Consider the following 21737-nt stretch of genomic DNA (forward strand, 5'->3'; position numbering starts at 1 on the left):
AAGGGCCATCGGCTGCTGGTGTGGCGCCTACGGGCTTCGGGCTACGCCCTCCGCCCTTCGTCGCCACACCAGCAGCCGATTCTCATCTTGATTGTCGCTGCGTTCTCATCCTGTTTGTCGCCGCGCAATGCGGCCCGATGTCGTGCTGGGAGTGCAACTCGGACCATTCTCCGCCCACTGCTGGGTCCAGCATGAGGACCGGCTCGTCAACGACCGCGTCGACATGGTGCGGACCTTCACGCCGATCCTGGTCTTATGATGGGGCGCCGCTTTCTCGCGCTGATCGCGACCACCGCCGAGCCGCTTCCGCCGGGGCAGATCGAGAGGGCGCGCAAGGCTGCGGCATCGCTCATGCCGCTGATCGAAACCGACCGCTTCATGCTGTGGAGCGACCACCGACACAGGATCACACAGGCTGGCAGCCATACGATAGTCGGCGAGCTGTTCGATCGTAGCCACACGCAGCCGGAAACCACGCTTGACGATGCGGCTTGGACGGCGATCGCCCGATCGCGAGGCGAGATACTGATCGAACGCTACTGGGGCAGCTATGTCTCCTTCACGACCGACGACAAGGGGATTGCGGTCGTGCGGGCACCGATGGGCGACCTGGGATGTTATCATGCAAGGGACGGCGGCGTGCTTCTGGTCGCGTCCGATCTGGCACTGCTGTCGGACTGCGGACGCCGCTTCGCCATTGATCGGGCCGCCCTTGTGCGTCACATCGCCTATCCCGAATGGCGGCGCAGCGAGACCTGCCTCGATGGCATGGAGGAACTGCGCGGCGGTGATCGCCTACTCGTCTCGGTGAACGGGGTCGAATGCGAGACATTGTGGTCACCCTGGGCCTTCGTCGGTCGAGACCGGATGATCGACGATCCCGTGGAAGCGGCTCGCGCCGTGCGCAATGCGGTGCATCTTGCCGTGCGCGCCCGCGTCGCTGGCCATGATCGAGCCGTCCTCCTGCTCTCCGGTGGGCTCGATTCGGCGATAGTGGCCGCCAGTCTCAAAGCGACCGGGACCGAGGTGATCGGCCTCAACCTCATCGGCGATGACGCGGCGAGCGACGAGAGGCGCTATGCCGAAATGGTCGCCCGGGCGACCGGTGTGGAACTGCTGACAAGGAAATTTGATGCTGACCGCATCAATGTCCGCCGCTCGGGTGCGGCGCATATGCCCTATCCGGTGCATCGCTGCTTCACGCAGGCGCAGGACACGGTCGCGGCCGAAACCGCAGAGCGCTGCGGAGCCGATCTCCTCATCGATGGCGGCGGTGGCGACAATGTCTTCTTCGCTTCGCGCACCGTTTCGATCCTCGCCGACTGCCTCGCCACCGGCGGTCTGGACAAGCGATTTTGGAGCGCCGCGCGGGCACTCAGCGACTTGGGCCAGACCGGGACATGGGCACTGGCCTGGCGCGCGGTACATCGCGCCTGGCTCCGCTCGCCAGCCCCACGCCAGCCGCCGGCAGTCGCGTTTCCCTCCGATGCGGCCAGGTCGATCGTCACCGACACCGTCGCGCATCCCTGGTTCCTGCCCCCGGAAGGTGTCCTGCCCGGTCGTGCAAACCACGTCGCCCTGCTCGCCCCGGCGCAGAATCTGGTGGAGGCGATCAATGCCCAGGCGCTGCAGCACGCAATTTCACCGCTGGTTTCGCAACCCGTGGTGGAAGCCTGCCTGCGGGTTCCGAGCTGGCATTGGCTCGCGCCGGGACAGGATCGGGCAACCGCGCGCCGCGCCTTCGCGCCTGATCTCCCCGGAGAAATCTTCGCGCGCCGATCGAAGGGCACGCCCACCGGCTTCGTAGCGACGATTTTCGACCGGCAGCGGCAGGCTATCCGTGACATGCTGCTCGGCGGCCGCCTGGGCGAATTCGGTCTAATCGACGAAGCCAAGCTCGCGCAGGCGCTCTCAACGCCCGGCCCGGTCCGCGATCTGCGCTTCGTGCGGATCATGGAATTGGTCGACGCCGAAGCTTGGGCAGCGGCGCAAATTCAAGGACCGCAACCCTCTTCGACGGTTAGGCGTCTTCTTGAATGCGGATCTAACGCTTAGCCATTCACCGCTGTCCTGACCGCCTCGGTCTGGGACTTACCGGCCGTTCCCTCGCAACATGTTGAACGGCTGGTAGTTCGCCAATACCTGACACCCGGCGCTCGCGCGACCAACAAGATGTGGCTTAAAGGTCGATCGGGGAGTAGGAGGGCCCTATGACAAACACTTGGAAAAACGTGCTAAGCGCCGCGGTCGCTGCGAAGTGGCAGACTGGACAATGCTTTCTTATCGCACAAGTTAAACCACTTCTCACCACTCATGGCTTCGAAGTAGAAGCGCTGCTCGAAGGTCGGCAGATGCGTATATTCCTTGAGTCGGAGGCGCCTGAGTTACGTCAGATCGTCAACGAAGAGCAGCCGACAAACTGGGGCCTTGTGCCGCCTGAGGCTACCCCAGAACGGCCCCATGCTCAGTATTTCGGCTCCAAGACCCGGCGCTCGACGAGCTCGACGACGTTCCCATACCAAAATGCACTACGAACAGCCTTTGGGCGATCGCTTGAGGACGGTCTGCGCAGGTTTGTTCTTCACAGTCCGGTACGTTTCGTCGACCTGCCTAACGGTGCGCCCAATCCAGATGGGGTCGAAGTGACCCGTGACGATCTCGCCGTCGGGGCCGACGACACCACCATCGTTACTCATGTAACGACTTGGATCGGACGTAACGGGCTCACTGCTGCCGATTATCAGCCGAGTAGGTCGTCGTTCATGCGCTCGGCGAAGCCGCAGGCGACGGCCTTGCATGATCTGATCGACATGATCGAACCCGCCGATTTGGACCGCATCGCACTCCCTCTCGACATTGTCCGCAAGATGCTCGCGAAGCCCGGGCATAGCTCTCGGTGATAGTCGCTATCGCGGGCCTGCCGGCCGTGCACTACAATCGGATCGAACAACAAGCGTCCAAGATCTTCGGAACGGGGCAGCGCTTCCTTGCATCACCGTTAAAGGCCGACACCAGCGGGGCCTATGTGCCAGACCTGCCCCATGGTCGTCTGCTGCTCAATAAACTAGCAAAGGCTTTGCAGACAGACAAAACGCTGCTGGGTCACGGCTGTGGCGTTATTATACTATCTACGCCCGAATATGATACCGCTGCAATACGTGAACTTCTAGCACCGTTCGCAGCCATACTCGAAGTCGCGTCGCCAGTCCTAGTTCATACCACCGGTCGGCAGGCTCTGATGCAAGCGAACCAAATCGGCGACGCGCTTCGAGCGGCGACGCCGCAACTCGTTCGTGCGGTTAACGCTATGAACAGCGAGTTGGAAACCCGCCCTAACCGAACACCGCTCCTACTACCTCTTCGGAATTTCAATGGTCGAGGTGTTGCTGACGAAATCCGCAACCTGTCGTGCTCGCTCCCGTTGGAGGAGCACCCAAGCGAGGCAATCGCGGCCGCCTGCAAAAAGATCGAGGCGACCTACTCGTTCAACAAAGCAAAGGACGGCTCCGCTAGGTGCTTCACCGACGACAGCAAAGTAGAGTTCCGGCCTCCCGGTAGGGCCAATCATGGCATGGCTACAAGCGCCGAAGCTCCACATGACGCGACTTGCTTTTTGAATGGTAGTTTTAGGACAGGCGGCCGGTATAGGCGCGGCTTCCACTATGACTGCCGTCATCGCTTATCGACCGGCAAAAACAACAAGGCAAAGGTACTGAAGGGCTCGTTCTCGGACTGCCATGATGACAGCAAGCATTACGTGGGAGAACCTCACGTTAATATTGCGCCAAATGATTTTGTTAGAATATGAAGAGGGATCTCTGAGCGACAATTCATATGTCGCTCAGATCAACCTCTTGATTACCCAGCCTATCGAGGTTTCCCTCTGCACGTCTTATGCCGAAAGACCCAACCTAGGGGTGCCCGCGCGGACCGGCCCTAGGATCTCGATCACTCCGACAAGAAGAATGTGCGAGTAACACCACATCCTTCATTCGCTAGGCACTCTCCGCCCGAAAGGGAGGTCGGTGCGCATGCGGCCATCGTCACGAGTACATGACTGCTGCTAGTTAGTCGTTAACGGTGCGGTGCACAAGGCGGAAAATTTTCTCTCTCGGCGCCTTCGTTCATGTGCAGACGTTCAGGGTGGCTGATCTAAGTGGCCATCTTTGGTCGGGCGCAGTCATATGATTTCCCTCAGGCTCGGATGCCCATTCGATTTTCTGCCCTCGCTAGGTCGGACGGATATCAGCAAACTAGCGGACTGGAACCGGATCAGGTGAAGTCTGTACACCGGATCTCATGGCGCGCCATCGGTGATATTGCGCGATCTTTGCGGCATCCGGATCCTCCCGGCCCTGCAGCCAGAAGGAGAACCAGTCCAGGTTACGATCATAGACGGCGCGCCGGTGGATCGGCTGCCATTTCACGTGGAATTCGTCGGGATAGACATACATCTCCGCCGGCTTGTTCTGCTCGTAAAGGGCGCCGAAGGCTTCGAGCGCTAGCCGGAACTCATTGTCGGCGAGTTGCATCAGCAGCGGCGTATCGATCCGGGCAGCATTGCGGGCCAGCGACATGCCGCGCCAGAAGTCTGGATTGTCCCGCGTAGCGGGCGGATAGCCCATCCCGCGCAGCCACTCTGCCCAGGCGATGCCACCATAGGTGGCGGTGGTGTTGGGTTCCATGCAACAAGTGCTGAGCGCCGCAGCGGCGAAGGCCTTCGAGTTGATCAAGGCGAAGGCAACGGTCGAGGCGCCGTCACTCAGGCCCGTGATGCCCACGCGTGCGGGATCGATGTCGCTACGATCAACTGCCATGCGCACGCCGGTGAGGACCGAGGAGAGGAGACTGCGGCGTTCACCCCAGTCCTTCTGGTTGGCGGCATTGATCTCATACCAGGTCTTGAGCTGGGGAAAGGCCGCCGCGAAGAAATTGGGCCGCTCGGTACTGAGGACGGCAATGCCGCGCTGGGCAAGCAGGAAAATCGGATAATCGTCCCCGGTGCCACCGCGCAGAAAGCCGTCGCTATGATATTGCACGACGACCATCGGCAGTTTCTCTCCCGGCTTGTGCCCCGGAGGCAGGACCAGGTCGCCCCATGCTTCTAGACCAAGATCGTTGCGCCATCTGAGCCGAGTGACAGAACCCAGGCGAATGCCGGAAAATTCGGGATTGGGATCGAAAATGGTGCGCATCCGGCCGCTCGCAGTGTCGATGGCAACCACCTTGCGCGGCATGCTGCTGCCTTCGCGGGTGCAGACCAGTTCGGTACCAGCCAGTACGCAGCCGTGCAGCACGTCGGTTGTGCGTAATAACGCGGTGGGAGAGGTAGCGCCGGGTCGCCAGCGATAGAGCGCCATCGCTTCCTTGGCCCAGCCTTCCCGGCGCAGAATGAGCACCGATGCGCCTTGCCACCGAAGGGAGACGATACCGCCGGCACAGGCCTCGGCATCGCAGCGCCGACTGCTGTCGCCGTTCGTGACGACGAGCCTCGCGGGCGTCAGCGGCGAAGTATTCGAACGCTCGAGATGCGCTTTGCGGCCGTCATCACCGATGGCTTCCGGATCGATCGGCATGTCGGCGGGTGCGGCGCGCTCGACTGCCGCTTGCTCTGCAGCATCTGCCGGCATGACCGCGCCGGTACGCAAATCGATGGCACTGACGTCCAGCATCTCGGTGGCCGGGGTGAGCGGCCGCGCGGAAATCTCTGGCGAGACTCTGCGGTCGTACAGCCACCCTGACTGACCTTCCCGATCGAGTTCCGCCTGAACGGCCGCCGCTCCCTTGCGCGTGCCATAGAGCAGCCGGGTCCCATCTTCGCTCCAGGCCACGGCTTCGACATCGACGTCAGAGCGCGTGACGGCGCGCGCGCCGCCGCCGTCCGCCTGTGCCACCCACGCCTGCGTGACGCCATGGTCGCGTCGCAGATAGGCGAGCCTGCGCCCGTCAGGGGACCAGGACGGAACGATGGTGCGCGTTGCGCCGCTCGGCAGGTAAAAGCCGCGCTGCACGTCCATGATCTTGATGAGTTCACCGCCCCGATCAACAATATCTGGTGAGCCGACAACCGTCAGTCCGCTGACGACCAGTGCGCGGCAATAGCTGTTCGTCGCGAGATCGGCGCGGTTGATGATATAGGCGATACGACTGCCGTCCGGCGAAACCGCGAACGGGCTCGGGCCATTGAAGACCGCGGAATCGGGATCGCCGATCTCGCGCAGCTGGATGAGGTCCGCTGCGGCAAGGTCGCGCTTCACGGTACTCGATGCTTCATGCGCGGGCAGCACGTCTTCGCAGTTCGCCCACGTCGTGGCGGGAAACAGCAGGCACAAGACCCCAAGGCCGAGGCAGCCTCTGATATTGGCGCTCACCACTGCCGGGTGATCCCGAAGGCGATCATCCGGCCGACAGGTGAATAGTTGGTCGAGTCGTAAGGCGTGTCGTAGGGTATCGACGTCGCGATCGGATCGGGCTTGTCGTTGAAGAGGTTCTGGACTGACAGGCTGAACTCGAGGCCGCCGAGCGGAGCCTCGGAATCGACCCGGTAGCGCGCGGTGAGATCGAGCGTGGTCATTGCCTTTATACGCACGGCTGGCGTCGAGCGCGTGTCGCTGACACCGCCGGTGTAATTGCCGTTGGCCGCCAGAGTGAGATTGCCGCCAGTCCATGCGACCGCAGCCTGCCCGCGCCAATGGGGCGGGTTGAAGATGGTGCCGGCAAGGTCATAGGTGGGCTGACCGGCGCTGAGCTGCTGGTCGCTCTCGAGATAGGCGATGTCGAGCGACAGGCGCAGTTGCTGGTCTGGCGCAATTGCGGCATTGTAGCTCGCCAGCACATCGACGCCCCTCGCGCGCTGCCGACCGGCATTGAGATTGGCATTGTCGACAATCGCGACGACGTTCGCCGGATCATAGGGCACGCCGGTGATGTTGAGGAAGGTGCCCGCACTGGCGATGGCGGCCGCCTGTTGAGTAGCGCTAGGGTTGAAGATGATCTGGTCGCGGTAGATGGGATTGCTCAAGGCCTGGGCCAGCAAGGTGATCGGGGATACGATCCGGTCGCGATAGCGGACGCTGAAATAGCTGACCTCGAGGCTCGCGCCCGGCAATGCGCGCGGATGCACGGCAAGCGTGGCCGACCACGTCGTCGCCTTTTCCGGCTTGAGACCGGGATTGCCCCCGAGGATGAGAATGGCGCCCGCGCTCGCCGATGTCCCGGTCGCACCCAGCGCTGCGGGAGGAAACAGGTAGACCGCGCGCGGCTGATATTGCTGATAGAGCGTTGGCGCCCGGAAGGATTTGCCCCAGCTTCCTTTCAAGCTGATATCGCGCGTCATCGCCCATGACAGACCGAGCTTGGGCGTGGCGACTTCGCCGATGCCGGGGTAGCGCTCATAGCGCAGGGCGGCACTGGCATCGACTTTGGTCATGAGCGGTAGATTCTGATCCGGGCCGATCAGGGGGAGGCTCAATTCCCCGAAAGCGAACAGATTGTCCTGGGCGGCGACGGTGTTGACCGCGCTTCCGGCCCCAACGAACCGCTGGAAGCCGATATCGCGATAGCCGCCGCCAACGGCGATCTTGGCGATGCCACCGGGCAGGCGGAAGAGGTCGCCATTGGCATTGATTTCGATCGATTTGGCCGTGTTGCGATAGAAGCTGGGGCCGGAGTCGCTGCAGACCGCGAGGGCGCATTCGACCTGATGATAGTCGACCCGTTCCTTGCCGTAGGTCCCGCCAAGCGCAATCTGCCAGCCACCGGACAGATCGAGCGTAAGTGTCGGCGCGACGCCAAAGGACTTGTCGACCGACGAGAAGGTCGCCTTGCCTTGATCGAGATCGCCGCCGGCCACCGTGGGAAATGTCAGGTCGCTCCAGCGGATATTGTAGAGCCCGTCGACCGAGAAGGTCAGGCCGCCGCCCAGGTCCTGATGTCCGCTGGCAACGACGCTGTGATGGCGCAGCGCCGGGTAAAGATCGAGCCCCGGGGAGCGTGTCGCAGCGTAGGACCGCTGGCTCGCACGGATCGCAGTGTTGCTGCCATATTCATAGGCGGCGAACAGTCCGCCCGATGCCCATGTGCGACCCGCCAACGCGCCATATTGCTGCTGGAAATCGCCGCCGTCCGTCGTACCGGCAAGACGCGCGCTGGTTTCCAGGCCATCATAGTCCCGGCGCAGGATGACGTTGGCGACGCCGGCGACCGCGTCCGAGCCGTAGATCGCCGAGGCGCCATCTGGGACGACTTCGATGCGATCGACCGCCGACACCGGGATGCCCGAAACATCGACGCTCTGCCGAACCGCGGTATAGGCGAGACGCCGGCCGTTGAGCAGCGTGAGCGTCGCATCGCTTCCAAGACCGCGCAGATTGATGGATGATCCGCCACCCACGTCGACGCCACTGGCGTCGGGAACATTCATGCCGATCCCGGGATTTTGTCCGCCTCCGAAGCTTTGCGGGATACGGCGGACGACATCGCCCAGGCCAGCCTGACCGGAATCGCGGATCTCTTCCTGACCGATCCGGACCACCGGCGATGCAATCGCGGCCCCACGCAGCCGGCTTCCCGTAACGATGATATCCTGCCCATCATTGGTCGAACTGCCACCACGGCTTGCGCGGGCCGGCCGTACGGCAAAGCCGCCATCGACAGGCGTGTAGGCCAGCCCGGATTGGTCGAGCAGGATGCGCAGCGCTTCCTCGACGGTGTAGGAACCGTGAAGCGACGGCGCCTGCTTGCCCGCCACGATCTTGCTGTCGGCCAGCACGGTGATGCCGGATTGAAGTGCCAGCGCCTTGAGCGATTCGCCCAAGTCTTGCGCCGGCACTTCAAAGGAATGGCGCTTTACGTCCTGGCCTCGCGCGACCGAAGGGCCCGCCACCAGCGCCACGGCAGCGATGCTGTTGAACAGATATCTTGCGTCAAATCGAACCATTATCCTGTGTCTCCCCCCTGGCCACGTCGTGGCTGGTTGGCGGGGAGACGCCGGGTTGTGAAAACCCACGACAGATTTTTCAGTGAAGGGTCGAAACGTCCTACGGAGCGCGGCGAAGAAGGATCACGCCCGGATCGGTTCGGTCGATACCGAGCCCGAAAGTCGCCGCCACGGCCCGGGCGAACGCGTCCGGATTGCGCACCTGGAATGCGCCGGTAACCGACAGGCGGGCTAGCCCAGGATCGGCAAGGCGTATCTGGATGCGGTTGTAGCGGTTGATGGCGGCGACGGCCTCGCCAAGCGGGCCGCTGTCCAGCGCCAGCATGCCGGACACCCATTGGGTTTCGGCCGGCAACGTAGGACGGGGCGTGTCGGCATTGCCCAGGCCTGCGGTCTGCCCCGCGGCAAGCGTTCGAGCAGTACGGGAGGTCACGTCACTTGTGGTGGTGAGATCGACCCGCCCCTCGATCACGGCCACCACGAGACTTCCGCTTTCCACGCTGACGTCGAACAGCGTGCTTCGTGCAACGACAGTGCCGCCGGGAACCGTCACGATGAAGGGTCGCTTGCTGTCTGGCGCAACGCGAAAGCGCGCGCGGCCTCGTTCCAGCGAGACCTTACGCTCGCTCGCGGAAAGGGTGACACGCACACGGGTGGCGGTGTCGAGCGTCAGCTGCGATCCGTCCGCCAGCGATATCGTCCTTATTTCGCCCAGCGTGGTTTCGTAGGTCGCGGCCTGCGCTGGAGAAACCAGCTCGAGAGGGGATCCATAGCGCAGCAAGCCGACACTGCCGATCCCGAGCAGGACGACGACGCCGAGGCTGGCAGCCGCAACATGGGTACTGTGCCGCATCAGGAAGGGTGCGCGAACCAGCTTCCGCGTGCGCCCGACGTCGCTGTCGGACAGCAATCGACTCTCCTGCCAGTGACGCTCCGCCTGTTCATAAGCGATCCGATGGCGCGGATCGGCATCCATCCAGACGGCGAAGGCCCGCTCGACATCTGGTCGAGCAGGTTCCTGCCGGCGCGCCAGCCAGTCCCCGGCGGCATCCCGGATAGCGCGCGGAATGGCATGGACTTCGTCAGTCATGATCGCTGAGGTGCCGCCCCAGTTGCTTGATGGCCCGGCTCATCTGCTTTTCCACGCCCCGCACACTTAGTCCCGTCTGTTTCGCGATTTCGGCGTAACTATAGCCATCAAGGCGGCACGCGAGAAATATTTGCCGGGTGAGCGGCTTGAGGCGCAGGACGGCCTGTTCGATACGGGCAAGGCGGTCGCGCGCCTCCAACACGGCGACAGGATCCCCGCTTCCAATTTCAACATCGTCGATCGACACATGGTGAGACTGGTGATTGCGGGCGGCGGTCCGGGCGTGATCGCGCAGGAGATTGTGCGCCGCCTCGCGCAGATAGGCTCCGGGCGCATGGATCGCGACAGCATCGGTCTGCGCGCGCGCTACAAGACGGGTGAAGACCTGCTGGACGATCTCCTCGGCGCGGTCGTCCGGGGCGCGACGATCGAGGAAGCGCAGGAGGCGTGGCCGTTCGGCCCGGTACATTTCCTCGATAGCAGTCGCCGTCGATGGCACGCGATCATGCGTCGGCGGCAGCGGCTCGCCTTCGTCGAGCGGCAAGCGGGCCGCCCTTAGCGCAGGCCGCATGGCTTGCGGCGCAGTGCGCCGATCCTGGCCGTGGATCGCATCGATCACATCTCCTCGCTCTGGCGAGGCGATGCCGGCGAAAGCCGGGTGTTGAGAACATGCACGAGCACATGCGCCAACGCCTTTGGCCGCGAACGGCTTGGACATGCGCGTCGGCCACCCGGCCGCACGATGGCGGATCCATTTCATCTCGCACGAGGTTCTCACGCCTCGGCGCCATGCATCGATGGCGCGCCTTCAGCTTATCGCAGGTCATCCAAGACGCAAGCCCGGCTCTGCGGGACAAGGCGATTTAAGGCTCTGAACACGCATAATATCCGTCAAATCGAGCAGCGTCGCTGCCGAAGAATTTTTCTTGTCGGGTATCTCTAAATTCGAGCGTCATGGAATGATCGCGAAACGGCGTTGGGCTGGGGATCGGCAGCTTCCGCCGTCCTCAGGCATGTAGCTTTGGAGTGAAAGACTGTCCGATGGATATGCCCACCACGCCGTTGGTCCCTGCATTGCTGTCCCGTACCGAACTTCACGCCCTGGTCTGGGCCGAGCCTCTCCGTCACCTTGCAAGACGCTTCGGCGTTTCGGATCAATGTCTCGCCAAACTCTGCGACCGTTTTGATATCCCGCGTCCTCGGCCTGGGCACTGGAACAAGGTCGCGGTCGGCAGGGAGATCGCCATGCCGGCCTTGCCGCCCGCAAAAGCCGGCATGGACGAGACGATAGAAATTACGCCCCAGTCGGCTGGAGGCATGGCAATGGAGGGAGACGCTGCTCTTGCGGCGGCCCGCCAGAATGGGAAAGCGATGCGCGTGGCGGAGCGGCTCTCGGATCCGCACCCCATCATTGCCGGCTGGCTTGCAAATCGAAGGGAGGCGATCGCCAGGGGCCGGCTGGTCTATGACATCTGGCCCAATCGGCCGGTCCGGGCCGCGCCTTTCACGCCCATCGAACGGCGTCGCCTCAGGATATTGGACGCCCTGTTCAAAGCCTTGGAGGCTGAGAAGATCGCCATTGCCGAGACGGACCGGCATGGTCCCGTTGCGCGGTGCGGACAGGACGAGATCGCGTTTCAACTGAGGCCCAGGCTCAAGGAAGTGCGCCAGCCCCTCGCTGCCGAAGAGAGAGGGTGGCATGGCTCCGGCAGGCAATACAGGCGAGAACTGGTCGAGACGGATGTGCTGGTCTTCGAGATCAAGCGTTGGTTGCCCGGCGATTTGCCACGCATCTGGCAGGACGGCCCGAAGGGCAAGATCGAGGACAGGTTGGGCGACATACTCACGACCCTACTTGCAGCATTCCCGATGATGGCCGCAGCCCGGGAAATGGCCGAAGAGCGGCAACGACTGCGGGAGACAGAGGAACGGAAGCGCCAGATGTTGGCGCAGCAGCTCAGGCTCGATCGCGACCGCTTCCGATGCTTCCTCGAGCAGGCCGGCAGATGGCGCGAAGCGGGACTGGCGCGGGATTTCCTCATGGCGCTGCGTGCCGCGATGCCGGACTCTTCATTGGAAATCGGCGGTAGGACGGCCGCCGAGTGGCTGGAATGGGCGCAAGGGCATGTGCAGGCCCATGATCCCCTCACACAGGGTTCGTCCGCTGTCTTCCGGTCGATCGCTGAAGTGACGGAGAGGACTTACCTTGATCGCTAGGTTGGGAGCCTCAGGCGCGTCGGAAATTGGGCTTCAGAACCCTTGCGCCGTCGCGCATCTCGTCGAGCTGATCCGACCAGTACTGCATCATCCGCACGCGCTCGTCCCAATATTCGCCGCGCGTGTAGGCACGCCGGATGGCATTGGTCTCCATATGGGCGAGTTGGCGCTCGATGGCGTCGGGATTGAACTTGCCCGTTTCGTTGAGCAACGTCGCTGCCATCGCCCGGAAGCCGTGCGCCGTCATCTCCTCCTGGCCGAACCCGAGCGCGCGAAGGGCCGCGTTGACCGTGTTCTCGGACATCGGGCGACGCGGCGAGCGGAAAGAGGGAAAGCAATATCGTCCTGTGCCCGTCAGCTCCCAGAGCTGCTCGAAAAGCGCGGTCACCTGCGTGGACAGCGGCACGCGGTGCGGCCGTCGCATCTTCATCTTCTGCTCGGGGATGTTCCATACCGAGCGGTCGAAGTCGAATTCGCTCCACTCGGCCTGACGCAGCTCGCCGGGGCGGACGAACAGATGGGCCGACAGCCTGAGCCCGAACAGGGTGATGGCGTGGCCGGTGTAACCCTCGATCGCGCGCATGAGCTCACCCGCGCCCTTGGGCGTGGTGATGGCAGCGAGATGCTTTGCCTTGGGAACGGTCAGCGCGCCGCGCAGGTCACGCGCCGGATCGGTTTCGGCCCGCGTGGTGGCGATGGCGTAGCGGAACACGCGGCTCAGCACGCTGCGCATCCGCCGCGCGCTTTCGTATCGGCCGGTTGCCTCGATCGAACGGAGCACGGCAAGCACTTCCTGGGCGGTGATCTTGGCGACAGGGCGGTTGCCGATCCTGGGATAGGCCTTGGCGAGCAGCCAGCGGATTTTGCTCAGGGTGATCTCCGCCATCCCTTCGCGTTCCTGCTTGCCGACCCATTCCTCGGCGACCAGCTTGAAGCTGTTTTCCTCGGACAGCATCGCGCGCGCCTCGGCGAGCTTGGCCTCGTGCGAGGGATCGAGGCCGGCGGCGATCAGCTTGCGGGCTTCGTCGCGCCGCTCGCGCGCATCGGCGAGACCGACGTCGGGCCACGCGCCGAAGGAGAGCGTGCGCTGCTTGCCGAGATAGGCGTAGTTGAGACGCCAGAGCTTCCTGCCGTTCGGCTTGACGAGGAGATAGAGGCCGGCGCCGTCGGTGAGCTTGTATTCGCGCTCCCTCGGCCTGGCGCTCGTGACGGTGGTCGCGAAGAGTTTTCCCATGGTATCGGCCCGTCCATAAGGGGCCTTCGATACCATGCAGGATACCATATTTGTTCCCGATTGGTGCCGGATCAGCCCGGATTTGACCGGACGGTCTTAGCACAAAAAACGGCTGAAATCAGCCATTTTTCGGACGTTCCCGGACGTCGCCGGAAGAACAAATGGTGCCCAGAAGAGGACTCGAACCTCCACGACCTTGCGATCGCCAGCACCTGAAGCTGGTGCGTCTACCAATTCCGCCATCTGGGCACGGGGTAGGAGGGCGCCTCTAACCGGGTCCCCCAAAGCTGTCAACGCATTGTCTCCAATATTTTTCTCGCCATCGCAAAAAGCCCGTCTAAGGCGGGATCGTCATCGCAAGATCATGAAGGATGCTGAACGTGAATGATATTCCCGCCACCCCGCCCGCGCTGTTCGCCCGGCCCGATGGGCTGCGCCTGGCCTATCGGCGGCAGGTCGGCAGCGGACCGACGATCGTCTTCCTGCCCGGCTACATGTCCGACATGGAGGGCGGCAAGGCGGTCGCGCTGGAGCGGTGGGCCGTAGAGCAGGGCCGCGCGATGCTGCGGATGGATTATGCGGGTTGCGGGGCCAGCGAGGGGCGGTTTGCGGACGGGACGCTGGCGAGTTGGCGCGACGATGTGCTGCTGTTGCTGGATGCGCTGGTCGAGGGGCCGGTGGTGCTGGTCGGATCGTCCATGGGCGGCTGGCTGGCATTGCTGGTGGCGTTGGCGCTGCCCGATCGCGTTGTGGGGCTGGTCGGCATCGCCGCGGCACCCGACTTTACCGAATGGGGCTTTACCGACGCCGACAAGGCGCTGCTGGCGACGGAGGGACGGATCGAGGAACCATCTCCCTATGGCGAAGATCCCTATGTCACGACGCTGACCTTCTGGCAGTCGGGGCAGGCGTTGCGGCTGCTGGAGGGCGCAATCGCGATCGATTGCCCGGTGCGACTGCTCCACGGGCAGCAGGACCGCGACGTGCCCTGGTATGTGGCGGTCAAAACGGCGGGGCTGGTGCGTTCATCCGATGTGCAGACGCTGCTGATTAAGGACGGCGACCATCGCCTGTCGCGCGACGGCGACATCGCGCTGTTGATCCGCACCGTCGCCGATCTGGCCCAAAAGGTGGATATCCTCTGATGCCCTTTCTCCTGCCGCTCCTGCTCCAGGCCTATTCCCCCGAAACCGAGGCGGTGATGAATCGCAGCCGCAGGGAGAAGCAGGAAGAGCGCGCCGCTGCGGCAGCGGCCGTGAATCCTGCGGCGGCGGCCCCGGCGCGGGCGGACGGAAAAATTCCCGTCCCCGCCAAATTCGCCGCGCCGTTTCAGGCGTGCCTGGACCAGGCGATCGAATCGCCCGATGCCGGGATCGCCTTCGCGCAGAAATGGCGGATTGACGGGGGCAGCTTCTATGCGCGCCATTGCATGGGCTTTGCCTATGCGCGCGCCGAGCGCTGGACGCCGGCGATCGTGGCGTTCGAGCAGGCGGCCGAGGAGGCCGAGCGCAGCGGTGAAATGGTGGAGGCGGCGCGGCTCTGGGCGCAGGCCGGCAATGCCGCCATGGCCAGCGGCGACCTGCCCAAGGCGCGCGGCGATTTCGACGCGGCGCTGGCGCGCGGATTGCCCGACGGGCTGGAAAAAGGCGAGGTTCATCTGGACCGGGCGCGGGCGCTTGTCGCGCTGAACGAGCCGGATGCCGCGCGCGATTCGCTGGACGTTGCGCTGGCGCAGGCGCCCAAAGACCCGCTGGGCTGGCTGTTGTCGGCAACGCTGGCGCGCCGGTCAGGCGAGATGCGCCTGGCGCAGGCGCATATTGCGCGGGCGGTGCAATTGTCGCCCGACGATGCTTCGGTCGCGCTGGAGGAGGGCAATATCGCCGTCCTGACCGATCATGAGGATATTGCGCGCGCGGCCTGGGCGCGGGCGGTGAAGCTGGCCCCGGACAGCCCGTCCGGCAAGGCGGCGGCGGACAATCTGTCGCGGCTTCCCGTCGCCAAGCCTGCCCGTTAAGATCACCAGCAAGACTTTGTAACGGAACCGCTTTCGCCTTTGCCCCGTTCGCTCGACCGCAGCGGGATTGCACGAAGGAGACAGCGAGTTGGACAGTTATTGGAAGAAAGGCGCGGCGATCGGCCTGCTGCTGATCGGTGCGATGGCGACGACCGCCTGTTCGCGCGGCGCGACCCGCGGCGGCCTGATCGGCGGCGCGGGCGGCGCGGTCGTGGGTAGCGCCACCGGTCTTGGCACGGTCGAAGGTGCGGCGATCGGTGGCGCCGTCGGCGCGGTCATCGGCGACAAGGACGATCGCTGTTCGCGTCGGGATCGTCGCCGGGGCCGGTGCTGATAAGGCCGATTATTTGAGGTAGAAGTCGACGGTCGTGACGACGCGCACCTTCTTGTAGGGCGTGTCGCTCGATCCGTCGCCGCCCTCGCCATCGCGGGCGTCGATCGAAAAATAGCCCTGGGTGGCGCTCTTGATGCCCCCTACCCCGGACCCCGAATCCTTGGCGAATTGTTCGGCCGCGGCGCGCGCGTCGCGGGTGGCGGCGGCGACCATGTCGGGCTTGACGTCATTCAGCTTGGTGAAGCTGTATTTCATGCCCGACCCTTCCTGCAGCGTCACGCCCCGGCGGACCAGGTCGAATTGCTGCGCGACCGCCTTTTGCGCGCGGGCGATGTCGGTCGTGCGCAGCAGCATCCGCTGGGTGATGGTGATATTGTTGACGCCATTGTTGAGATATTGGTTCACCCCTGCGCCGGTCGGGGTCAACTCGCCCGGCTTGAAGCCCAGGTCTTTGAAATAGCTCTGCAATTCGCGCGTATTATTGTCGATTTCGGCGCGGACCGTCGGCAGGTCGAAACCAGTGGCCGAATAGCTGATCGACCAGGTGGCGAGGTCCGCCGTCACATCCTTTTCCGCCAGACCGCGCACCGTGACCGAGCGGTCCGCCGCCTTGGCCCGTTTCAACCCGTCGCCCAGCAGATAACCGCCCGCAATCGTCCCGAACGCCAGCAGCGCCGCGCCGCCCAGCACAATCTTGTCCCGCATTTCCAACGCCATTATCCGCTTTCCTCTTCCGTCTGGTGATGCGCGACCTTATCTTGGGGCTGTATCTAATACTCCTGAGGTGAACCGTTGCTTGACAGCGACGAACGGAGAATATCTTGCCCAAATTCCTGCATAGCATGATCCGCGTCAGTGACGTCGATAAGACCATCGCCTTTTTCGAGTTGCTGGGCCTGAAGGAGGTCAAGCGCTTCGACAGCGAACAGGGCCGCTTCACGCTGGTCTATGTCGCCGCACCGGGCGACGAGGATGCGCAGGTCGAACTGACCTATAACTGGCCGCCGGCCGATGGCAGTGCAGCCGAAACCTATGATGGCGGGCGCAATTTCGGCCATATCGCGTATCAGGTCGAGAATATCTACGACACCTGCCAGCGGCTGATGGACGCGGGCGTGACGATCAACCGGCCGCCGCGCGACGGGTATATGGCCTTCGTCCGCACGCCGGACGATATCTCGATCGAATTGTTGCAGGATGGACGGCTGGCGCCGGCCGAACCCTGGGCGTCGATGCCCAATATCGGGATTTGGTAAGCCATGCTGGAGGTCGTCCGCATCCCCGTCCTGACCGATAATTATGTCTGGCTGTTGCATGATGCCGCCGGCGGCGAGACGGTCGCGATCGACCCCGCAGTGGCGGAACCGGTGCTTGAGGCGGCGGCCGCGCGCGGCTGGACCATCAGCCAGATCTGGAACACCCATTGGCATGGCGACCATGTCGGCGGCAATGCGGCGATCAAGGCGGCGGCAAAGGCATGGGGCGGCTGTATGATCACCGGCCCGGCCGCGGAAGCCGAGAAGATCGGCACGCTGGACCGGACGGTGGATGAAGGCGACACCGTGCGGATCGGCGACCATATCGCCACGGTGATGGCCGTGCCGGCGCATACGGCCGGGCATATCGCCTATCATCTGGCCAACGATCGCGTGATCTTCGTCGGCGACACGCTGTTCGCCATGGGCTGCGGCCGGCTGTTCGAAGGAACGGCGGCGCAGATGTTTGCCAATATGGCGCGCTTGGCCAAGCTGCCGGACGAGACGATCGTCTATTGCGCGCATGAATATACGCTCTCCAACGGCCGCTTCGCGCTGGGCGTGGAGCCGGACAATGCGGCGCTGGCGCAGCGTGTGGCAGCAGTAGAGGCGGCGCGGGCGCGAGGCGAGGCGACGGTGCCGACCAGCATCGGGATCGAGCGGGAGACGAATATCTTCATGCGCGCGCGCGATGTGGCGCAGCTGGCGGAACGGCGCGCGGCTAAGGACGCGGCCTGACGGTTTTTGCGCTATAGTGCCGTCCTATGGTCGATGTAGGGAGAATCACGATGCGCGCGTGGATGGGGATGGCGCCGCTGCTGCTGGCGGCCTGCGCCGGCAGCTATGAGCCGGCACCGCTGACCGAAAAGCAGACGGCGAAACTCGACAAGGCGTTGGCGGGCAAGGTCGCCGGCGAGAAGGTCAGTTGCATCAATCGCGAGCCGCAGAGCAACCTGACCGTCATCAGCAATAATGTGCTGCTCTACAGGGTCAGTCGCAGGCTGGTGTACAAGAATGAACTGATCGGCAGTTGCAGCGGCCTGACCTATGGCGACACGATGATCGTGCGCAGCTATGGATCGCAAATGTGTCGGGGCGACTTCACCACGACCGCCAATTTGCAGACCGGCATTACGACCGGCGCCTGCGCGCTGGGCGACTTCATCCCCTATCGCGAACCCAAACCGTAAGACGGATCAATCTCCGATCGCCCTGGCAAGGGCCGTACGGATAGCCATGAGCCGGGCCAGAAGATCAGGCAGGTCGGACGGCTCAGCCTTGGCGACGGGGGCGTGGCCATTGCCGTCCACTAGCGCCTTTTGCGCGCCTTTGACGGTGAAGCCCTCGACATTGAGCAACTGGTGGATGCGGCGCGCCAGCGCGACGTCGGTGGGCCGATAATAGCGGCGGTTGCCCGATCGCTGGAGCGGACGCAGTTGGGGAAAGCGCGTTTCCCAATAGCGCAATATATGCTGGGGAAGACCAAGTTCGCCCGCCAGCTCGCTGATGGTCAGAAATGCACCCTCTGCCTTTTCCATGACAGCGATGTTGCACCCATAATTGTACAGACGTCAACTATGGTAAAGCAATGGTAATGCTGGAAAAGCGGCCAGCCGCCATTTAAACCGAGGCGACCCGGTCGCGCATCGTCTGGCTGGCGCGGAAAGTCAGCACCCGGCGCGGTTCGATCGGTACTTCCACGCCGGTCTTGGGATTGCGCCCCATACGCTGCGTCTTGTCGCGCAGGACGAAGGTGCCGAAGCTGGAAATCTTCACATTTTCCCCGCGTTCGAGCGCGCAGGACATATGTTCAAGGATCGATTCGACCAGCGCAGCGGCTTCCGCCCGCGACAGGCCGACATGGCGGTTCACGCTCTCAGCCAGATCGGCCCGCGTCAAGGTTGCATTGCCGCTCATAGACCATCCCCACTTCTTCGCCCCAGCGACCATCTTCGCGGACGATCTGCCTGAAATGTGATCGATTCGCAGCGCTTTGGCAAGCGCCGCCTATCCTGCATCCAGCCCTAGAGACGCAGGACGCATGCGCCCCAGGTGAAGCCGCCGCCCATCGCTTCCAGCACGACCAGGTCGCCCATCTTGATCCGGCCGTCGCGCATCGCGACGTCGAGCGCCAGCGGCACGGACGCGGCGGACGTGTTGGCGTGGCGATCGACCGTCACCACCACGCGATCGGGTGACAATTTAAGCTTGCGCGCGGTCGCGTCCAGGATGCGGGCATTGGCTTGATGCGGGACCAGCCAGTCGATCTCGTCCGTCGACAGGCCCGCTACGTCCATCACTTCCCTGAGCACCGAGGCGAGGTTGACCACGGCGTGGCGGAACACTTCCTGCCCCCGCATCCGCAGCTTGCCTACGGTCTGGGTCGTGGACGGACCACCATCGACATAGAGGAGCTGGTTGTGGCGCCCGTCGGCATGGAGCTTGGCGGCCAGGATGCCGCGCTTGCCGTCCACGCTTTCTTCCGCGCCCAGCACGATCGCTCCCGCGCCGTCGCCGAACAATACGCAAGTGGTGCGGTCTTCCCAGTCCAGGATGCGACTGAAGGTTTCCGAGCCGATCACCAGGGCGCGGTTGGCCGCGCCAGACCGGATCATGCTGTCCGCCACGGTGACGGCGTACAGAAAGCCCGAACAGACCGCCGCCACGTCGAAGGCGACGCAATCGTCGATGCCGAGCGCAGCCTGGACCTTGGTCGCGGCGGCCGGGAAGGTCTGGTCGGGGGTCGCCGTCGCCAGGATGATGAGGTCGATATCCTGCGCGGCGACGCCCGCCGCCGCGATCGCCTGACGAGCGGCGTCCGCGCCCAGGCTGGCGGTGGTTTCGCCCTCACCCGCGATATAGCGGTTGCGGATGCCGGTGCGCTCGACAATCCATTCGTCGCTGGTGTCGACGGTCTGCGCCAGTTCGGCGTTGCTGACCGCACGGACGGGCAAGGCCGAGCCGGTGCCCAGCAGGATGGAGCGGCGGATCACTTGACGGGCTGCTCCAGCTTGGACGCGGCGGCCGACAGCGACTGGATGCCGGCCATGTCGGCGGCGATCCGACGGGTGATGTCTTCCTCCAGCAACCGGGCGGCGACATGGACGGCGTTGGCCACGCCCTTTTCGTCCGCGCTGCCATGGCTTTTCACGACCACGCCGTTGAGGCCCAGGAAGACCGCGCCATTATGGTTGTTGGGATCGAGATGATGTTTAAGCAGGTGCATCGCGGGCTTCGAGATCAGGAAGCCGATCTTCGAGCGGATCGAACTGGTGAACGCCTTGCGCAGCACGTCGGTGACGAAGCGGGCGGTCCCCTCCGCCGTTTTCAGGGCGACATTGCCGGAAAATCCGTCGCACACGATCACGTCGGCGTCGCCACGGGATATCTTGTCGCCTTCGGTGAAGCCGTCAAATTGCAGCGGCAGGCTGGTCGCGCTGCGCAGCACGGCGGCGGCTTCGCGAATCTCGTCGGTGCCCTTGAGATCTTCGGTGCCGATGTTGAGCAAGCGCACACGCGGCCGTTCAAGATCGAAGGCGATACGCGAATAGGCCGCGCCCATCACGGCGAACTGGACGAGGTTGCGGGCGTCGCATTCGGTGTTGGCGCCCAGGTCCAGCATCACGACGTCATTGTCGCCCAGCGTTGGCAGCAAGGCCGCCAGCGCAGGACGATCGACGCCCGGCATGGTGCGCAGCGCCAGCTTCGCCATCGCCATCAGCGCACCGGTATTGCCGGCGGACACGGCGGCGCCCGCCTGGCCCGATTTCACGGCCGCGATCGCCATGCTCATCGAGCTGCTTTTCTTGCGAATCGCCACGCTCGGCTTGTCGGAGCCCGCAACCACGGCGTCGGCGTGGACGATTTCCGACGCCGCCCGCAGATTCGGGTGATGATCGAGCGCAGCCTTGATCTGCGTCTCGTCGCCAAACAGGGTGAAGCGGAGCCCATCATGACGGTGGCGGGCCAAAGCCACGCCCGCCATCATCACGCGCACGCCTTCGTCCCCGCCCATCGCGTCGACTGCGATTCGCGGCTGACTGGACACTTAAGATCACCCCTTTGCGGAGATGGGGATGGGCTTACGCCCCGACGGCGACGATTTCGCGGCCGTTATAATGCCCACAGGCGTCGCACAGATTGTGGGGACGCTTCAATTCGCCGCAGTTGGAGCATTCCTGAAATGCTTCGACGCGCAGCGAATCGTGGCTACGGCGCATGCCGCGCTTGGAGGGGGACGTTTTCCTTTTGGGGACAGCCATGTCGGCACCTTGTTCCGTATAATATCAAGTTGTGCGACCGGCCAGTTCCGAACAGAAAAGCGGACGCCAACGGCGCCGCAGACCCATGCGGCCCGGTGATCGCGAAGCCCTGCGCCTATAGCGCTTTTTGTCCGCGGCGCAAGGGTTTCCTTTCCCTTTGGCCTTGCCCCCTTGCCCATGCGGTCTAGTATATGGCGCTAGAAACGAGGGGATATTCCATGCTGCTGCCGATCACGCTGACCTTTGCCGCCGCCTGCGCGTTGCTTAGAGCGGTTTCCACACGAACTGAATCGGTAGGGGTTCCCTTCGCTGCGCTGATGTGATTCACGCTGTCTGCTGGTGACAGGAGGCCAGCATGGATGGCACGAACGCTTTCACAGGACCTGCGGGAC

At 63.7% G+C, this 21737-nt stretch carries 23 protein-coding genes and 1 tRNA gene; 11 read left to right on the plus strand and 13 right to left on the minus strand.

Going from position 1 to position 21737, the window contains the following annotated elements:
- Nucleotides 1–127 precede the first annotated feature (127 nt).
- The 4 genes from EWH12_RS19075 to EWH12_RS19090 all read left to right on the plus strand — a co-directional run bounded on the left by EWH12_RS19075 (nt 128) and on the right by EWH12_RS19090 (nt 3808).
- A complete protein-coding gene (locus EWH12_RS19075; RefSeq protein WP_129927513.1) occupies nt 128–259 on the plus strand; it encodes a lasso peptide biosynthesis B2 protein in 132 nt (43 codons plus the stop codon).
- Nucleotides 256–2055 carry an asparagine synthase-related protein gene (locus tag EWH12_RS19080; protein WP_129927514.1) on the plus strand — a complete coding sequence of 600 codons (1800 nt, stop codon included), beginning with the start codon at nt 256–258 and terminating at the stop codon, nt 2053–2055. The genes EWH12_RS19075 and EWH12_RS19080 overlap by 4 nt, the downstream gene beginning before the upstream one ends.
- 155 nt (nt 2056–2210) lie before the next feature.
- Nucleotides 2211–2900, plus strand: coding sequence for a hypothetical protein (locus EWH12_RS19085; protein ID WP_129927515.1), 690 nt, complete (start codon nt 2211–2213; stop codon nt 2898–2900).
- Complete coding sequence (locus EWH12_RS19090) at nt 2897–3808, plus strand: hypothetical protein (RefSeq protein ID WP_165363664.1); 912 nt, start codon at nt 2897–2899, stop codon at nt 3806–3808. The genes EWH12_RS19085 and EWH12_RS19090 overlap by 4 nt, the downstream gene beginning before the upstream one ends.
- 445 nt (nt 3809–4253) lie before the next feature.
- Here the strand turns inward: EWH12_RS19090 and EWH12_RS19095 are convergent, their stop codons facing one another.
- From EWH12_RS19095 to EWH12_RS19110, 4 genes are all read right to left on the minus strand, one after another.
- Entirely contained in the window at nt 4254–6371 is a 2118-nt protein-coding gene (locus EWH12_RS19095; protein WP_165363665.1) for an Atxe2 family lasso peptide isopeptidase, read from the minus strand.
- Nucleotides 6368–8938: a TonB-dependent receptor gene (locus tag EWH12_RS19100; RefSeq protein ID WP_129927518.1), complete on the minus strand. Its 2571-nt coding sequence runs from the start codon at nt 8936–8938 to the stop codon at nt 6368–6370. Before EWH12_RS19100 ends, EWH12_RS19095 begins: the two co-directional genes overlap by 4 nt.
- A 100-nt stretch (nt 8939–9038) precedes the next feature.
- Nucleotides 9039–10028 carry a FecR family protein gene (locus tag EWH12_RS19105; protein WP_129927519.1) on the minus strand — a complete coding sequence of 330 codons (990 nt, stop codon included), beginning with the start codon at nt 10026–10028 and terminating at the stop codon, nt 9039–9041.
- Nucleotides 10021–10647 carry an RNA polymerase sigma factor gene (locus EWH12_RS19110; RefSeq protein ID WP_242496126.1) on the minus strand — a complete coding sequence of 209 codons (627 nt, stop codon included), beginning with the start codon at nt 10645–10647 and terminating at the stop codon, nt 10021–10023. Before EWH12_RS19110 ends, EWH12_RS19105 begins: the two co-directional genes overlap by 8 nt.
- A gap of 422 nt (nt 10648–11069) precedes the next feature.
- Here EWH12_RS19110 and EWH12_RS19115 point away from each other — a divergent pair, with 422 nt between their 5' ends.
- Nucleotides 11070–12245 (plus strand): hypothetical protein, encoded by a 1176-nt coding sequence (locus tag EWH12_RS19115; RefSeq protein WP_242496127.1) that lies wholly within the window; start codon nt 11070–11072, stop codon nt 12243–12245.
- Nucleotides 12246–12255: 10 nt separating this feature from the next.
- On the opposite strand, the gene EWH12_RS19120 is transcribed toward EWH12_RS19115, so the two are convergent.
- Complete coding sequence (locus EWH12_RS19120) at nt 12256–13479, minus strand: tyrosine-type recombinase/integrase (RefSeq protein WP_129927520.1); 1224 nt, start codon at nt 13477–13479, stop codon at nt 12256–12258.
- 162 nt (nt 13480–13641) lie between these two features.
- A tRNA-Leu gene (locus EWH12_RS19125) sits at nt 13642–13728 on the minus strand.
- Between the two features lie 122 nt (nt 13729–13850).
- Between EWH12_RS19125 and EWH12_RS19130 the strand changes: the two genes are divergently transcribed.
- The 3 genes from EWH12_RS19130 (at nt 13851) to EWH12_RS19140 (ending at nt 15827) form a co-directional block, all read left to right on the plus strand.
- Nucleotides 13851–14624: an alpha/beta fold hydrolase gene (locus EWH12_RS19130; RefSeq protein WP_066606706.1), complete on the plus strand. Its 774-nt coding sequence runs from the start codon at nt 13851–13853 to the stop codon at nt 14622–14624.
- Nucleotides 14624–15493: a tetratricopeptide repeat protein gene (locus EWH12_RS19135; protein WP_129927521.1), complete on the plus strand. Its 870-nt coding sequence runs from the start codon at nt 14624–14626 to the stop codon at nt 15491–15493. Before EWH12_RS19130 ends, EWH12_RS19135 begins: the two co-directional genes overlap by 1 nt.
- 88 nt (nt 15494–15581) lie before the next feature.
- Complete coding sequence (locus EWH12_RS19140; RefSeq protein WP_242496129.1) at nt 15582–15827, plus strand: hypothetical protein; 246 nt, start codon at nt 15582–15584, stop codon at nt 15825–15827.
- 9 nt (nt 15828–15836) lie between these two features.
- Here EWH12_RS19140 and EWH12_RS19145 read toward each other — a convergent pair whose 3' ends face one another.
- Nucleotides 15837–16544: an SIMPL domain-containing protein gene (locus tag EWH12_RS19145; protein WP_066606710.1), complete on the minus strand. Its 708-nt coding sequence runs from the start codon at nt 16542–16544 to the stop codon at nt 15837–15839.
- 104 nt (nt 16545–16648) lie between these two features.
- Here EWH12_RS19145 and EWH12_RS19150 point away from each other — a divergent pair, with 104 nt between their 5' ends.
- From EWH12_RS19150 to EWH12_RS19160, 3 genes are read left to right on the plus strand one after another with little or no spacing between them, the layout of a single operon-like run.
- Nucleotides 16649–17083 carry a VOC family protein gene (locus EWH12_RS19150; protein WP_066606713.1) on the plus strand — a complete coding sequence of 145 codons (435 nt, stop codon included), beginning with the start codon at nt 16649–16651 and terminating at the stop codon, nt 17081–17083.
- A 3-nt stretch (nt 17084–17086) separates the two neighbouring features.
- Nucleotides 17087–17821: a hydroxyacylglutathione hydrolase gene (gene gloB, locus EWH12_RS19155; RefSeq protein WP_066606716.1), complete on the plus strand. Its 735-nt coding sequence runs from the start codon at nt 17087–17089 to the stop codon at nt 17819–17821.
- Between the two features lie 50 nt (nt 17822–17871).
- Complete coding sequence (locus tag EWH12_RS19160) at nt 17872–18273, plus strand: hypothetical protein (protein ID WP_066606719.1); 402 nt, start codon at nt 17872–17874, stop codon at nt 18271–18273.
- Between the two features lie 6 nt (nt 18274–18279).
- Here the strand turns inward: EWH12_RS19160 and EWH12_RS19165 are convergent, their stop codons facing one another.
- The 6 genes from EWH12_RS19165 to EWH12_RS22520 all read right to left on the minus strand — a co-directional run.
- The gene (locus EWH12_RS19165) at nt 18280–18621 is read right to left on the minus strand and encodes a MerR family transcriptional regulator (RefSeq protein ID WP_066606724.1); all 342 of its coding nucleotides are present in this window, start codon (nt 18619–18621) and stop codon (nt 18280–18282) included.
- Between the two features lie 82 nt (nt 18622–18703).
- Complete coding sequence (ihfA, locus tag EWH12_RS19170) at nt 18704–19000, minus strand: integration host factor subunit alpha (RefSeq protein ID WP_066606727.1); 297 nt, start codon at nt 18998–19000, stop codon at nt 18704–18706.
- A gap of 107 nt (nt 19001–19107) precedes the next feature.
- Nucleotides 19108–20076 (minus strand): beta-ketoacyl-ACP synthase III, encoded by a 969-nt coding sequence (locus tag EWH12_RS19175; RefSeq protein WP_066606729.1) that lies wholly within the window; start codon nt 20074–20076, stop codon nt 19108–19110.
- A complete protein-coding gene (plsX, locus tag EWH12_RS19180; RefSeq protein ID WP_082679154.1) occupies nt 20073–21131 on the minus strand; it encodes a phosphate acyltransferase PlsX in 1059 nt (352 codons plus the stop codon). Before plsX ends, EWH12_RS19175 begins: the two co-directional genes overlap by 4 nt.
- A gap of 34 nt (nt 21132–21165) precedes the next feature.
- Complete coding sequence (gene rpmF / locus EWH12_RS19185) at nt 21166–21345, minus strand: 50S ribosomal protein L32 (RefSeq protein ID WP_066606737.1); 180 nt, start codon at nt 21343–21345, stop codon at nt 21166–21168.
- 184 nt (nt 21346–21529) lie between these two features.
- On the minus strand, nt 21530–21737 hold a 208-nt coding region (locus EWH12_RS22520), incomplete at its 5' end, for a hypothetical protein (protein WP_207212444.1).

Source organism: Sphingobium cupriresistens, from assembly GCF_004152865.1.
Classification (GTDB): domain Bacteria; phylum Pseudomonadota; class Alphaproteobacteria; order Sphingomonadales; family Sphingomonadaceae; genus Sphingobium; species Sphingobium cupriresistens.